The organism is Hahella chejuensis KCTC 2396 (genome assembly GCF_000012985.1).
In the GTDB taxonomy this organism is placed as follows: domain Bacteria; phylum Pseudomonadota; class Gammaproteobacteria; order Pseudomonadales; family Oleiphilaceae; genus Hahella; species Hahella chejuensis.
In genome coordinates, this window is record NC_007645.1 from 6,058,012 (window position 1) to 6,073,380 (window position 15,369).

Consider the following 15,369-nt stretch of genomic DNA (forward strand, 5'->3'; position numbering starts at 1 on the left):
TTACTCCACTAGCTCTCGCCATCCAAGACGCCCTTCTCTTTCAGAGCCTTTGCCGAAGTCAACTAAGTCTTTAACAATCTCGCCACCCTCAGTGATTCCGTAACAGAAATTACCAAGACACACAGGCTTGTTAGGTTGAGGGTTATCAGGGTCACCATCTTCATCAATGATAGTCGGCCCTTTGCCCACAGAGATCACATCTGTACTGTTAATCAATCCATCATTATTCAAGTCAAGCGTCGGCGAGTCGGGAGGTAGTCCATCCTTAATTGGCAGCACCATTAGCCAACTGCGGCCAACGCTTTGGCAACCGCCTACTCCGTCCAATGGAACCAGGGTGCTAAAAACAGCCAACCCTCCCCTGATATAAACTTTGTCGATTACACGCTCGCCGTCTTCAGAATCGATATTGGAACCGCCAGGGGTTTTCGCGTCCAAGTCCATATACCAACCATGGTAGGGGGCTGCCCAAGGGTCAGTCACCGTACTAGAGGTAAGTCTCTTCCAGTATTTTTTGCCGCCAATAGTAACAACTTCTTGAGTCAGCTTACGGCTAGCTAAGTCGCTTCGTGTCATCTCTTTCTCACCGTGGTCCCATACCGCATAGAACGTTTGAACATCTGTAATGCTGGGATCCTCAGTAGTTAAATACCGTCCTGTACCAAACACCACCACTACATTAGGCGCGGCTCCTGTGTTGTCAGTTGGATGGAACGTTAAGTTTGGCGCGCCAGTAATCGGCTGGATCTTGCCTCCGCTATCCTTCGCAGTAAACAGGGGTTGCGGAGTACTGCCGGACTTGTAAGCCACCTTCCATGAGCTTTTATTCGAACTAGACACATCAAACGCCCACATATTGCCACGCGTGTCGCCGGCATATACGCGATCAGCGACTCTATCGCCGTCCAAATCCGCAACCGCGACGCCTCCTAGACCTCCAGACAACGAACCAGTGCCATCATCAATTTCTATCTCTACATAGTCGTCGCCAACCGTCCAAGTACCATCAGCACCGTCTTCAATAAATAGAATCATCAATTTAGTTGAGTCATCCGTTGTTGAAGCATCGCTGCCAGCATTGTAGCCATTTCCAAATATCAAAGCCCATTTGCCATTATTCATCATGGCCACTACAGGAGGAGAGGTGATATACCCCAAATCAGAGTCATCCTTGTCTGTAAACTCCCACATAACAATATCGTCCGCTTTACCGGCAGTGAAATTGGCTGGATTCGTCACATCTAAGGCGAAAAGCCCCTTACCGCCGCCGCGTAAACCGCCGACCAACACTGTACGCCATGAGCGTGAGCTACCGCCTGCAGGATCAATCCATACATCAGCCGCAATAGGCGTCAAGTCAACGTAACTCTTGTGACCGTAATCAGGGTCCGCCAAGTAATGCAGACCAGAATATGCGCCATCAGAGAAGACTTTCGCCGGGATATAGGCCAGCACTTCCTCTCCTGCGCCACTTCCAGACTCTTTCCCATTAAAGCCATGCAGCATGCCATCATTTGAGCCGACATAAACAGTAGGTGTTCTCGTCGTCGCCGCGAAAGTGGAATAGGGGTCCACTGTAGTGGACGCAGGAGCTCCAGGGGCCACGCCAAAAGGCGCTTTATCAGGGTAACCTTGAGACGGCGCGCCTACATATACAGGCGTTGAGTTTATAATATCTCCAAGCCGACTCGACCTATCTCGCAAAGACTTACCTTCATTAGTCGTGTCTCCGCGAATGAAATCTACGAGAGGTTTAGCCAATGCCCTTTGCTGGCTTTCATCCAGACCCGTTAAGTCCTTTCCGTACAGCAAATCAGCTTTCTGAGCCTTAGTCAGATTAGACCAATTGGAATCGGTGTCCGCACTGAAGACAACCCCTCCTTTATGCCCAACACTTCCACCGCTATCTGCAGCCGAATCGTTATCGTAAGTCAGAATCAATCTTGACGTATAACTCCTGGAGTCCAGATCCGTCTTTGCAGTCCAGGCATTACCAAGTACATCCCCTGTCTTCGGGTCAAGCCGAACAGCCTTCAAGTCTCCTTCCCAAGTCGCCGAGCTGAAGGTTGCAGCAAATACTACACTGTCTGTTTGCAGTGACGAGGTATTGAAAGTCACTCCAGATGAGGCACCCGTCTTTTTTAGTATCGACTTCACAGCGTTGCCAATCGCGTCTCCCAAGGCTGACGGGCGATCTGCGGAGAAGATTTCACCCCGCCCATTCACAGCCGCATGGTACAGATCATCAACCTGACTCTCATTGTCCGTCGTTCCATCAACTTTCCAGGCTGGGGGATGGGCATAAGCGTCCTTCACCGTCATATATTTACCGCCACCTCCTGGGAAATCCTGTCCGAACACATATTTCCCCAGGCTCCCCAAGCCAACGGTATAAGTATTCATATGCAAATTCTTATTACAGTCTTCGGGTGAAGCCTTTCCAGCCTCAATTGCATTACAGGCTTCGGTATCAATAGGCACTTGCCCAGCTTTCATGCTGGCATTTAAATTATCTTTGTAATACTTCATGGCGACATCCGCCAGCGTATTTTCCTGAGCTGTCTCATCAGCATAAGGCGCACCTTCCGCCGTATCGACATCGCCAATACCTGAAATCGCTCCATTATTAAAACCATCAGTAAATAGAAGCGCAAAGTTCTTTTGACAAGCGCCCTGGATAATAGTCGAGTTATTTTTATACTGTTTACCTGCATGGTTTAATGCAGCTCTCAGCGGTGTAGAACCACTACCAACATCATTATATAGGTCCTTCAAGAACTTATTGACGCCATCCGTTTGGTCCATTTCATTCATAGCTACAGCAGGGGGCGAACCGCTTGCCGCATCGTTAATGGTAAACATACCCGTCCGTATGCCGTTAACGCTTTGGAATGCCTTACCAATAGCTCCGCGAGTCGCTTGATGTCTGCGACGGTAAAAAGAAAACCAGTTTGCAAAGTTTTGCTTTTCTTCAAGGACTGTTACGCCAGTTCTGGCGGTACTACCATTACTAAAAGTGTCTGAGTCTGAGCCGGTAATTTTATATTGCTGCAAACAAGCGCCATCCGGCCCAAGTGCGACGACATTATCTGAAAATACAAAGCTATTTGGAGAGGAGATATAATCTTCATAATAGGAGTAAGATACATCTGTCGCGCAGCTCCGCTCCACATAGGCTCCAGTTGTATACGTCGCTTTGCCAGAAGGGGTTATACTCTCATCTGTCGTAACCAGTATTTGGTCAATATATCCGCCGTCTTCGCGATGTCTAATTCTTAGCGTCGCAGGGGAAGATAAAGTAACGCTCCCAAACTCCTCCCAGTCCCAAGAGTAAGAGTTTGCATGATCATTAAACCATTTATTCCAGTGCTCACCACCACTTGAGAACCAATTACCAGAATTAGTGGGCATAGTAAAATCAGTATTCTTGTACCCCACCATGTTGATCCAGAAAGAATCGTCATTACTGGATGGAAACCAGCGACGAATCCATATCTTTACCTTACCTGTCAAAGTAACATTAATAGACACTTCCCCGTTAGACGAAGGAGGTATACTATTGCTAGAGTTACTACTTCCACCTTGATTTCTAGTTCCAACAAACTCGCCTTTAGATGCATCCGCTGCAATGTCTGAGTAATTGGACAGCCAACCGGAACTGTTTAAGACTGCGCCTTTTCTAAAGACAGTCCCAGACGAGTAATTATCTTCCGCCTCAAATATTTGGCTGTTTGATATAGTTATTGGCACATCAGTGTAATATCTATATGTGCTCGTTGAATTTTTTAGATAATAAGTCCCAGGATAGTATGTATAGTGCTTATCGTTAGTCGTACCACAAGTTTCGAATGTAGACATCTCACAGGGCATATTATTACGACCAATATAAAAACCCCAGCCAGATCCGTTCGTACTTGTATTAAAATCAGAGAACAGTGAAATCGTTCTTGTTGGAATAAGAGGGTCATAGCGCGTAGCAGTAACACTTGCATTAGGTATGCTAGTTATCTTTCCTTCAAACGGAGAGTCCAACTCACCATATAATGGCCAAGGAGTATAGGTCTCATTAGGATCATAATACGCCTTGTTGTATTCTGAGCTACGAGCAAAAGCATATGCTTTAATAGGGGCAATCTCTTTCCATCCTGTTAGTAGCATCCCGCCACTGCTCGATTGAGAGGAGGCGTAATAGTTCGTACTGGACCCATTGGGAAATAAATACCCATATGAAGCAGATCCATATGTATTCATTACACCACCACTTGCAAAGCGCCCATCTGTATCCAGATATAATAATCCCCCAGGCGTATCGAACATTGTTTCCCAGTCCATACTTCCTGAGTCGTCAACAATAACCATCAGGTTACTTTTCAAACCACCCGACAAGTATAGAGGCTCATCAGCCAAGCTCTTTAAGCCTGGGGTATAACCAGCCGAGTATGAGTAGACTGGCGCGACCAGCCAAAAGCCAGCGGCAAACCAAAAACTTTTCTTGATATACTTTTTCATACCAATCCCTCCAATAACTTACAGCAATTATTAGAATCGCTTACCGTAATAACTTTCGACAATACGTTGCGACACTCCTGACGCCCCTGTACTCCGCGCGATAATTTTAAAGCCCACAATTTCGCCTGCTCCCGACTCATGGCTGTATGTTTCAATATTCAGTTTTGTTTTCTCGTCAGGAGCAGCAACTTTGCCAACATGCTGGATAAAATACTTAGGGGCTTCACTCAAGCCACTAACTTTAGTCGCACTTTTTACCTTGGCCCCATTAGCCCAGTCACTCGTAGAGAATGGATCAGGAACAGTTGTAGAGTTCATAGCATACAGCCCGCCTGTATCATCAAACGCAGCTGTACTCGCTACCCCAGTCTCAATAAAGCTTTCAGCCTCGCGCAAAGTCGCCTCAACCCCTTGCAAAGCTATGTTCGAGTCTTGAACTGCGCCTGCCATTTTTCCCTGCATAACGCTATCGTTCATTGAGGCAAGGCCAAGTATTGTAAGTACAAGGAGCAGTATCAAACTGACGAACAGGGCTGCGCCTGACTGCTTATTGCTAACTTTCATCTCAATTAACCCTATTTCTTAAAGTACTAACTGATTGAAACGTTGTAGTGAGAGGATTACCAGAGATAGTAAGTACATTATCCTCAGACTCCAAAGTAAAACTCGTTTTCACTGCAACTATACGACCTATTAATAAGGCTGCATCCTCTGGCTCAAGAAATCTATCTACTGATTTATCAGCGCCGGAGCTGTCCTCTCCCATAAGGAACTGCATGTCTGAAATACCTTCCGCTAACTCATGAGTAACAAGTGTGGTTCCTTCTAATTGAGTAACAAACAATGATGGCCTGCTATTTGCTCCATTAGCCACGTAGTAAACCTTAGCTGTATATCTTAACAAGAATGAATCATTTGAGTAGCTACCCTCCAGTTTAGGTGGAGATATATTCCAGTTGGCACCATGAGTCACTGTATCTATACTTCCTCCTGAAATCGGATTATTTGTAATTGCAAACATATCCGCATACTGACAATTAGACACAACGACTATATCATTCTGGTTTATCCCGCATGCTTTAGCGTCTTCTATCTTAAAACTAGCAGAGGATTGGTTATACGAAACAACCTTTCCTCCATCACAGGGCGAAGCCCCTTTTATAACAATGGCATCAGTACCAGCAATAATCTGCCCACTTGCAGTACCCACAGTTAAGCCAAAATTATTCAACTCACTGCCACTTGCGATAGTCGATATATTATTATACGCAACAATTCCTTTACTTGAGTCAAAGTCAGGGATACCTGCTTTATATTTGGACGGCTCAACAATGCTATTGAAGTTCACACCATTTGAGCACCCAGTATAGGCGGCGTTTCTTATATCTCTATTCAGCATTTCCATTGCCAGTCGCCCACTCTCTTGAACTCTGGCATAGCCATCCTGAAGTTGAAACGCTTGTTTGTTTGAATTAAATATTTGGAAAATCCCAATAAGTAATAGTGCACTAAGCGCTAATGCAATCATCACCTCAACGAGTGATAATCCTTTTTGTGCAATCAACCTGCTCATAATGTGTGCCTTTTACGTATTAGGGCTGAAAGGTAAGTGAAACCGTGCTCTGCTCGCTGGAAGTATCCGCATCCGCTCCCTCTGCTTGCTTGACTCGATCATTCCATGTGACAGTAACAGTAAATAAACCGCCATTGTTAACAATGGTTCCAGCACCGCCAGGTAACTCATCTTCTAGTTCTTGCAACCACTCGAATTTATCATTCGCAGCCATTTGCGCAGCGGTACAACCTGTTGTGGTAAGGCAAGCTGCATTCTTAGTAGACCCCGTTTCGTTGTCGTAATTTCCCGCAGCCACACCAACATTATTAGCCCTGATCCTGTCGGCCATGTCATTGGCAAGATAAACAGCAACGCTTCGCAGGTTCGCGTTTGTAGAACTCTTGACAGACATAACCTGTAAGCCGGCAATTCCGAGCAACCCAATCGCCAGGATAACTACCGCAACCAATATCTCTATTAATGTGAAACCCTTCTGTCCGCCTATCATGGGCACACCTCATCGATAATCGTTACACGGCCAGCCGAAGAAACGTCAACCTTGCGGCCAGTGGCTATATTATTATTACCACTACATAACTTGATACTCGCGGCGACCGAGGCGAAGCCAGAGCCAGAAAATGAAATCGCTGTTGATGGGCCCGTCGCAGTAGTCTCATCTTTAAATGCATCGAAGATCCGAAGCTGCTCTTCACCAGCGTCATAGGAGCCATCGTTGTCCGTATCGATCCAGACCCGATACCCTCCTTGCCATCCTGTACCGCCACTGGAAGCAGCAATCCGAGTAGTACGGCCTCGCTTTACAGCTTCCGACCTAGCAAAATTTAGCGCCCCTACCAGTTCGTTTGTGCTTGAGGTAAGTCTGTTGCTGTCGATAACATACCCCATTCCGGGAAGCCCAAATGCTAATGCGATTGCGATAATCGTTAAGACGACCATCAACTCAACTAATGTAAAACCTTTCTGCTTCATAGATTCTCATCCTTCTTCAGCACCTTAAAAATAATTTAGATGAATAGCATAGTCATGCGCCGCACGATAAACGGAGCATTTGCGGGATAAACGGTCTCAATGGGTGGGGAAGTGTGAACTGGAGCACAGGCCGGGCTGCACTCCAGTTTGATCATGACTGGTTAACGGCGGGGATTCTGAGCTCTTTAGGCATGGAGAAAACGATGTTTTCCTCGCGTCCAGCTATCTCAGCCGGAGCTTCGCCGCCAAGCTCTCTTAGCCTTTGCACGACTTGCTGCACCAGCACTTCTGGGGCGGAAGCACCTGCAGTAACGCCAACACTGGCGGCGCCGGCGAACCAGTCTGGTTGGATCTCATGAGCGCCATCGATAAGATAAGCGGGTGTCTGCATCCGCTCAGCCAACTCGCGCAAGCGATTGGAGTTGGAACTGTTTACCGAACCAACCACCAGCACCACGTCGCATGTGGCCGCTAACTCTTTGACTGCATCCTGGCGATTTTGCGTCGCATAGCAAATATCATCTTTACGCGGGCCTTTGATTTCAGGGAACGTTTGCCGTAGCGCATCAATTACCCGGGCCGTGTCATCAACAGACAGCGTTGTCTGGGTAACATAAGCGAGATTGCCAGGATCGTTAACAATAAGTCTGCCAACATCCTCTTCATCCTCTACCAGGTAGATAGCGCCGCCGTTAGCGCTATCATATTGTCCCATCGTACCTTCCACTTCAGGGTGTCCGGCATGACCTATCAGGATACACTCCCGACCATCTCTGGAGTAACGCATTACTTCCATATGAACTTTGGTAACCAGTGGGCAGGTCGCATCGAAGACCTTCAATCCTCTGGCGTCGGCTTCCTGGCGCACCTCCTGAGAGACGCCGTGTGCGCTGAAGATCACCAAGGCGCCATCTGGAACCTCATCAAGCTCATCTACAAATACAGCGCCTCTTGTTCTGAGCCCTTCAACCACAAAGCGATTGTGCACCACTTCATGACGTACATAAATCGGGGCGCCGAACACATCCAAAGCCCGGTTCACGATCTCAATAGCGCGGTCCACTCCAGCGCAAAAACCTCGCGGGTTAGCGAGTTTAATCTTCATGAGCGCTCTCCTGTTTATCAGTTTGCGCTTCTTTCACCGCCAGAATTTCCACTTCAAAGTCCAGCGTATGACCTGCAAGCGGATGATTGAAGTCAACTGTCACCATGTCGTTTTCAATCTGCTTGATCACGCCAGGTAGTTCCGCCTTGGCGGCGTCAGCAAATGACATCACCACCCCCACTTCCAGGCCTTCCTTATCAGGGAAGCTGTCCAATGGGAACTCCTGAACATTATTGGGGTTCGGCATACCAAACCCCTTCTCAGGCAAGACGGAAAAAGTCTTGCGCTCTCCCGCCCGCATTCCTCTCAGCAGCTCTTCGAAACCTGCTGGAAGCACGCCGTCGCCGTACTCGAACTCACCCGGTTGGCCAGAAAAAGTTGAATCCACGACTTCGCCACTCCCCAAGCGCAGCTCAAAGTGCAGAGTGATAAGCGTTCCAGCGCCGACAAACATTTCAGTCATTGCATTATCTCGTTAATTACTTATCTTCCGTCGCACCGGAAGGATTACGGAATACATCAATCGCAATCATGAATGCGCCAATAGTAATAGTGGTATCCGCAAAGTTAAACGCGGGAAAGTTATATCCGCCATAGAAAAAGTGCAAAAAGTCAACGACATACCCTAACACAGCCCGATCGTACAGGTTGCCTAAAGCCCCCCCCAGAACCAAACTGAGCGCGCATGCCATCCAACGCTCCTCACGAGTTAAGCGAACCAGCCAAAGCACCAACACCACACTCACTACAGCAGCCAGAATAATAAAGAACCAGCGCTGCCACCCTGACGCATCCGCCAGAAAACTGAACGCCGCGCCAGTATTATGCAGCAGCGTGAAGCTGAAGAAGGGCGCGACAGGCACAGATTCACCCAGAACCATATTTGTACTCACGTACCACTTGGTTCCCAGATCAAGGACAATAACAGCCAAGGTCAACCACAACCAACGCAGCATGCCTGGATTCACTTTTTGCATTTCGCCTCCGCCTTGACTGACTTCACTGGCCCGCGCATCCATTAGGCATATTTCCTTTCTTCTCCTGAGCCATCGATATTTTCGATGCAGCGTCCACACAGATCCTCATGAGACCCGTGCGCGCCAACATCTTCGCGATGATGCCAGCAGCGGCCACATTTCTTGTGTTCAGAACTCCTGATGCCCACACGCAAACCTTCTGTTTCCGTAGCGACAGAGTTGGACTCAGACGCGTCCTCTACGCCAAAAACAGATGCTCCTGATGTAATGAACACAAAGCGTAACTCTTCACCTAATGCATTCAGGTCATGCTGCATCTCAGGAGTAGCAAACAGGGAGACTTCCGTTGTCAGTGAACCTTTCACCTTCCCCGCATTACGCGCTTCTTCGAGCGCTTTGTTGACGGATGTTCTGACCCGCAGCAGGCGGCTCCAATAATCGCGCCCCATCTCAGATCCTTCAGCCAGAGGCTGCAAACCTTCATAGAAAGTTTCAAGGAAGATACTTTCTGCGCGCTGGCCTGGAATATAAGACCAAATTTCCTCAGCAGTGAAACTCAGTATCGGCGCAATCCAACGCACCAGCGCCTCAATGACGTGATACTGTGCGGTTTGCGCTGAGCGGCAACCAAGGCTGTCCAGCTTCATGGTGTATTGACGGTCCTTGATGACGTCAAGATAGAAGCTGCCGAGCTCTACAGAACAGAAGTTATGCACTTTCTGATATACCTGAACGAAGTTGTACTGCTCGTAAGCCTTCTTCAGTTCTTCCTGCAGCAACCAGGCGCGGTCGACAATCCAGCGATCTAACGCCAACAGATCATCCATCGCCACCATGTCTTTAACCGGATCAAAATCGTTGATATTCGCCAGCAGGAAGCGAGAAGTATTACGAATTCGGCGATAAGAGTCCGCCGTACGCTCCAGGATATTCTTCGACAACACCATCTCGGCGCTGTAATCCGTCGCCGCAACCCACAGCCGTAGAATATCCGCGCCAAGTTTGTTCATGACTTCCTGGGGCTCAATGCCGTTCCCCAACGACTTGGACATCTTGTGCCCTTTTTCATCCACGGTGAATCCATGGGTGAGCACCTGCCGATATGGAGCCTTACCTTTGATCGCCACAGCCGTCTTCAAAGAAGATTGGAACCAGCCTCGATGCTGATCAGAGCCTTCCAGATACAGGTCCGCTGGGAACTGACCCAGCTCTTCCCGCTGCTCCAGAACCGCGCTATGCGTGACGCCTGAATCAAACCACACATCCAAAGTGTCCGTCACTTTCTCATAATTCTGCGCGTCAGCGCCCAACAGGTCTTCCGCATTGATATCCCACCATGCGTCAATACCTGTTTTCTCAACTTGTTTGGCGACTTCTTCCACCAATCGCGCGGTATCTGGATGCAGCTCCTGGGTTTCTTTATGGACAAAGAAAGCGATGGGAACACCCCATGTACGCTGGCGAGAGATACACCAATCCGGACTCTGCTCAATCATCGCCTCAATGCGGTTTTGTCCCCAGGACGGAACCCAACGCACCAGCTTGATTTCCGCCAACGCCTGATCACGCAAGCCTTGTTTATCCATACTGATAAACCATTGCGGCGTGGCGCGGTAAATCAGCGGCGTCTTGGTTCTCCAGCAATGCGCATAGCTGTGAGTGATTTTCCCGTGGCTTAATAAACGCCCGCGCTCTTTCAATACTTCAATAACATGATCATCAACTTTGTAAACATGCTCTCCCGCGAATAGCTCAACGTTATCCCGGTACACGCCGCGGTCGTCCAGCGGATTGATAGTTTCAATGCCGTATTTGTTGCATACAGCAAAGTCTTCCATACCATGGTCAGGGGCGGTATGAACAACGCCAGTACCTGCATCCAGAGTGACATGATCCCCCAACAACGCAGGAATGCTACGCTTATAGAACGGGTGAAGGAATGTCTTGCCCTCAAGGTCCTGTCCAGTGCAGCGCCCTACTACCTGATAGTCCTCCACACCGCAGCGAGCCATCACAGACTCAAGCATTTTTTCCGCTACGATCCAACGTTGCGGACGACCATCAACGCTGCACTGCGTCAGGGCGTAATCGATCTCCGCTCCCAGTGACACCGCCAGGGAAGCAGGCAAAGTCCAAGGAGTTGTCGTCCAGATAACGATGGAAACCGCCCCTTCGCCAGATGCGTCAGCGAACGCGCTCAGTAGGTCTTGCTCATTTTCGGCGGGATAGCTGACATCAATGGAGTTTGAGGTCTTATCTTTATATTCAACCTCTGCTTCCGCCAGGGCGGAGCCGCCAACGACACTCCAGTAGACCGGCTTGTAACCTTTCTGCAGGTGTCCGCTTGTCGCGATCTTGCCTAGCGCCCGGATGATGTCCGCTTCAGTTTTGAAATCAAGGGTCAGATAAGGTTTGAACCAGTCGCCAAAGACGCCCAAGCGAATAAAATCTTCTCGCTGTTTGGCCACCTGCTCCAAAGCATACTCACGACATTTCCGCCTGAACTCTTTATAGCCGACCTTGTCCCCAGCGCGACCGATCATCGTTTCGACTTTGTGCTCAATGGGCAGACCATGGCAATCCCAGCCAGGAACATAAGGCGCATCGTAGCCCGCTACAGTCTTCGACTTAACGATGATGTCCTTGAGTATCTTGTTAACCGCATGCCCCAAGTGAATATTGCCATTGGCGTATGGAGGGCCATCGTGCAGTATGAACTTTTCACGCCCCTTAAACTCTTCTCTAATCTTCTCGTAGAGCTCAATATCTCCCCAGCGCTTCAGCATATCCGGCTCGCGTTGAGGGAGATTGCCACGCATGGGGAAATCGGTCTGAGGAAGATTAAGGGTGTGCTTATAGTCGCTCATAATTTACCTAATATGCCAAAGTCAGGATTTTGCGCCTGCCATCCACTTACATTTACTGTTTTCACTTGAAAGCCATCTTGCGGCGGTCAATTCGCTTGCTGCGACCGCCAAACAGCAGAGCCCAATCATGCTTGATGAACGTAGATTAAAGCTCTTCGCCACACATCATGCAGATTTTTCTTCAGCCTGCGCCACTGACGCTATGCAGTGGCATAGATTGCAGTCGCCTCTTGGCGCCTTCAATATCTCTTTGTATCTGCGCCTGTAACTGCTCCAGCCCACTGAACTTGCGTTCATCACGCAGTTTTTCAAGAAATTGCACATTTATTCGCTGACCATATATATCGTCGGCATGCTCAAATAGGTGCACTTCCAAAGCAGGAGTCACTCCCAAACCATCAATGGTAGGACGAACGCCAATATTAGCTACGCCAAATCGCACGTGACCTGTAGCCAGCGTCGTCTTAACTAAGTAGACGCCAGACAGCACTGGTCTTTTACGCCCTAAAGATACATTGGCTGTCGGCGCGTTCAACTGTCGCCCCAGCTTACGTCCATGCACCACGCACCCTGTAATACTGTAGGGCCTTCCAAGCAGGTCTTCCGCTTGCGTAAATTCGCCTTGCGCCAGTGTGGCGCGAATTCGCGTACTGCTGACACGCTCACCCTCTACTTCTACAGTGGGCGTATTTTCAACACTAAAGCCAGAGACCAAGCCAGACTTTTCCAACAGCCGAAAGTCTCCAGAGCGATCGCAGCCAAAACGAAAATCATCGCCAACCACAAGGTGCTTAACATGAAGCCCCGTCACCAGAACGTCGTCAATGAATTGTTGAGCCGTCAGGCCGCGCAGTCGGCGATTAAACTGAAGACACAACAGATAATCCACATTTAGGGCGGCGATGGCATCCAGTTTCTCACGGAACCGCATCAAGCGCGGCGGAGCGTCCAACTTCTCAAAAAACTCACGCGGCTGCGGCTCAAACACCATTACCACGGCGGGAACGCCCATACTTTCAGCCCTAGACTGTAGCTGACTGATTATGACTTGGTGACCAATATGCACGCCATCGAAGTTCCCGATAGTCGCCACACAGCCAGAGGCGAATGGTTTTAAGTTGTGCAGTCCCCGAATCAGTTTCATGCGTCTACAGCGGCCATGCAAAAGCGCGATTATAAAGCATGTGGCGCCCACTGCCCAATCTATGAAATCGCATTTGACGCATGACCTTCATCCGCGAATGAAAAATTGACGAGGACGAACGCCCAACACATAAAGAGAAGCGAAATAACTCAACCCGCCTGCACCGCAAATTCCCAGCAACCAAAACGCCCGCGTCGCAGTATTCGCCGAAAACCAGAAGCTCTCAACAGGCGACAAGACAACAAGGACCAGCGCCATCACGACGTTAGCGACCAGAAGACGCAATAAAAACAGCCCCCACCCGGATTGGTGCTGAAGCACCCCCGCCCTCACCAGCCCGCGCCACAACAATCCGGCATTCAATGCTGCGGACAAAGATGTCGCCAAAGCCAAGCCCGCATGCGCCATCGGATAAATCAATGCGAGATTGAAAACCATATTGGCGACCATCGCCGCAATCCCAATCTTTACTGGCGTTCTGGTGTCTTGCCGCGAGAAGTAGCCGGGGGCCAACACTTTCACCAACATAAAAAAGGTTAAGCCAAGAGAATAGGCCTGCAAGCTTTGCGCAGACATTTTCACGTCAAAGTCCGTCAGCGCCCCGTGCTGAAACAATGTAGCAATCATAGGTTGCGCCAGCGTCATTAAAGCCACTGCCGCCGGCAAACCAATCAGAAGGACCGCGCGAATCGCCCAGTCAAGCGTGGCGGAAAAGTCTTTGGCGTTATCTGCCGCATGTTTTCGCGACAAACTAGGCAGAATCACGGTCGCAATCGCTATTCCAAAAACACCCAAGGGCAACTCTGATAAACGATCAGAGTAGTACAGCCAGGAAACGCTCCCTGTTACGAGAAAAGACGCCAGTATTGTGTCCAGAAGAAGGTTTATTTGGCTAACCGACACGCCAAACATCGCTGGCGTCATCAATCGCAAAATCCGACGAACGCCCTCATGTTTCCTATCCACCTTTGGCTTTGGAAGCAATTGTAATCGTGATAGAAAAGGGAGCTGGAACAGCAATTGGGCCATCCCTGCGATTAACACCCCCCAAGCCAGCGCCATAACAGGCTCATCCATATACGGAGTAATTAAAAACGCTGCGCCAATCAGCGATAAATTCAGCAGCACAGGAGTAAACGCTGGAACAGCAAAATAGTCGTAGCTATTTAATATCGCGCCAGCAAACGCCGTCATTGAAATAAGCAACAGATAAGGAAATGTCAGACGCAGCATTTCTACTGTAAGCGCGAACTTATTACCATTATCCAGGAAGCCTGGCGCGAATAACGCCGCCAGCACTGGAGCAGCAATTACAGCTATAACGGTAATGGCCAACAAAACCAATCCTAGCGTACCGGAGACATTATCCACCAATGCCTTTACCGCAACCGGCGACTGCTTCGTTCGATATTCGGACAATACCGGAACAAAAGCCTGTGAAAAAGCGCCCTCCGCAAACAAGCGGCGCATAAAGTTTGGAATTTTAAACGCCACAAAAAAAGCATCGGCCCCGGCTCCTGCGCCAAAAAAGTTGGCGATTACAATGTCCCGGGCCAAACCTAACACCCGAGAAAGCATCGTCATCAATCCGACCAAGCCACTGGACCTCAACAACGACGGAGTAGGCTTTTCTTTAGGCGTATCTGCTGCGCTCACGAATAATTCATACCTGGGAAAATTGAGAATAGCGTCGAAGGACAGACGAAAGCCCCTCGATTGACAGGCGGCACATCCTATCATGCAAGAGTTAGCGGAAAAAATAGACCACCCAGCCGCCACGCTTTCATTGAATGAAAAACAATCATTTTTTTTGCCATAATCGTTGACAAATGGCCACGAAAGCGGCATATTTCCGCGTCATTTATTTCGGCGACACCAACCGACAGCATTCGAATATTGAGGAGTTTCAAGGTGGCGAACAATCCTTCATCCAAGAAGCGCGCCAGGCAGCAAGTAAAACGCCGCGCTCACAACATGAGCCTGCGCTCCATGGTACGCACATACATCAAAAAAGTTAGCGCCCAGATTGAGCAAGGCAGCTATGACGGCGCAACCCAAGCACTTACTACTGCAGCGCCTATCATTGACTCCATGGTCAACAAAGGCATTTTCAGCAAGAACAAAGCTGCTCGCACCAAGAGCCGCCTAAACGCCAAAATTAAGGCGTTAAAGGCTAGCTAAGTTCTCCTGAACAATAAAAAACCGGCTTAGGCCGGTTTTTT

Annotated in this window: 12 protein-coding genes; 1 reads left to right on the forward strand and 11 read right to left on the reverse strand. The window is 48.9% G+C overall.

The window, feature by feature from the left end:
- The 11 genes from HCH_RS26650 to murJ form a co-directional block, all read right to left on the reverse strand.
- Positions 1-4,509, reverse strand: a complete 4,509-nt coding sequence (locus HCH_RS26650; protein ID WP_083769829.1) for a pilus assembly protein — start codon at positions 4,507-4,509, stop codon at positions 1-3.
- Positions 4,510-4,539: 30 nt separating this feature from the next.
- Entirely contained in the window at positions 4,540-5,073 is a 534-nt protein-coding gene (locus tag HCH_RS32765) for a pilus assembly PilX family protein (RefSeq protein ID WP_011399637.1), read from the reverse strand.
- A gap of 1 nt (position 5,074) precedes the next feature.
- On the reverse strand, positions 5,075-6,082 hold the full coding sequence (locus tag HCH_RS26660; RefSeq protein ID WP_041598957.1) for a PilW family protein: 1,008 nt from the start codon (positions 6,080-6,082) through the stop codon (positions 5,075-5,077).
- A gap of 19 nt (positions 6,083-6,101) precedes the next feature.
- Positions 6,102-6,572 carry a type IV pilus modification protein PilV gene (pilV, locus tag HCH_RS26665; protein ID WP_041598958.1) on the reverse strand — a complete coding sequence of 157 codons (471 nt, stop codon included), beginning with the start codon at positions 6,570-6,572 and terminating at the stop codon, positions 6,102-6,104.
- On the reverse strand, positions 6,569-7,054 hold the full coding sequence (locus HCH_RS32770) for a GspH/FimT family pseudopilin (RefSeq protein ID WP_011399639.1): 486 nt from the start codon (positions 7,052-7,054) through the stop codon (positions 6,569-6,571). The genes pilV and HCH_RS32770 overlap by 4 nt, the downstream gene beginning before the upstream one ends.
- Positions 7,055-7,205: 151 nt before the next feature.
- Complete coding sequence (gene ispH / locus HCH_RS26675; protein ID WP_011399640.1) at positions 7,206-8,159, reverse strand: 4-hydroxy-3-methylbut-2-enyl diphosphate reductase; 954 nt, start codon at positions 8,157-8,159, stop codon at positions 7,206-7,208.
- On the reverse strand, positions 8,149-8,622 hold the full coding sequence (fkpB, locus tag HCH_RS26680) for an FKBP-type peptidyl-prolyl cis-trans isomerase (protein WP_011399641.1): 474 nt from the start codon (positions 8,620-8,622) through the stop codon (positions 8,149-8,151). The genes ispH and fkpB overlap by 11 nt, the downstream gene beginning before the upstream one ends.
- Before the next feature lie 16 nt (positions 8,623-8,638).
- Positions 8,639-9,178, reverse strand: coding sequence for a signal peptidase II (lspA, locus tag HCH_RS26685; RefSeq protein WP_011399642.1), 540 nt, complete (start codon positions 9,176-9,178; stop codon positions 8,639-8,641).
- On the reverse strand, positions 9,178-12,003 hold the full coding sequence (gene ileS, locus HCH_RS26690) for an isoleucine--tRNA ligase (protein ID WP_011399643.1): 2,826 nt from the start codon (positions 12,001-12,003) through the stop codon (positions 9,178-9,180). Before ileS ends, lspA begins: the two co-directional genes overlap by 1 nt.
- A gap of 181 nt (positions 12,004-12,184) precedes the next feature.
- Entirely contained in the window at positions 12,185-13,147 is a 963-nt protein-coding gene (gene ribF / locus HCH_RS26695) for a bifunctional riboflavin kinase/FAD synthetase (RefSeq protein ID WP_041598959.1), read from the reverse strand.
- Between the two features lie 87 nt (positions 13,148-13,234).
- Entirely contained in the window at positions 13,235-14,803 is a 1,569-nt protein-coding gene (gene murJ / locus HCH_RS26700) for a murein biosynthesis integral membrane protein MurJ (protein ID WP_011399645.1), read from the reverse strand.
- 255 nt (positions 14,804-15,058) lie between these two features.
- Here murJ and rpsT point away from each other — a divergent pair, with 255 nt between their 5' ends.
- The gene (gene rpsT, locus HCH_RS26705) at positions 15,059-15,328 is read left to right on the forward strand and encodes a 30S ribosomal protein S20 (RefSeq protein ID WP_011399647.1); all 270 of its coding nucleotides are present in this window, start codon (positions 15,059-15,061) and stop codon (positions 15,326-15,328) included.
- Positions 15,329-15,369: the final 41 nt, after the last annotated feature.